Origin of the sequence: Actinomyces sp. HMSC065F11 (assembly GCF_001813085.1) — a bacterium.
GTDB lineage: Bacteria > Actinomycetota > Actinomycetes > Actinomycetales > Actinomycetaceae > Gleimia > Gleimia europaea.
In genome coordinates this window covers 1-278 of record NZ_KV811481.1, presented here as the reverse complement: position 1 = coordinate 278, position 278 = coordinate 1, and the positions used below count along the sequence as shown (strand labels likewise).

1 protein-coding gene is annotated in these 278 nt (G+C 56.8%); it reads right to left on the bottom strand.

The features are described from left to right. Positions 1–278, bottom strand: a 278-nt coding sequence (locus HMPREF2891_RS06465; RefSeq protein WP_222566276.1) for a YPDG domain-containing protein, incomplete at both ends; no start/stop codon positions are given.

The window sequence follows — 278 nt, the reverse complement described above, 5'->3', positions numbered from 1 at the left end:
ACCGTAACCGTGACAGTCACCTCGTCGGTGGAACCGTCTGGGTAGGTCACAACAACAGGAACCTCGATCTTGGTACCAGGCTCAGCATCCTCAGGGATGGTAACGGTGATGGAACCATCCTCGTTGACCGTCACACCCTCAGGAGCATCATCACCAGGCTTGAAGGTCGTGCCTTCAGGAGCCTCGGTTGGGTTGCCGTCCTTGTCCTTGAACTCAGGCTTCTCAACCTTGACGTCCTCGCCAGGCTTACCCGAACCATCCTCATAGCCAGGCTCGAA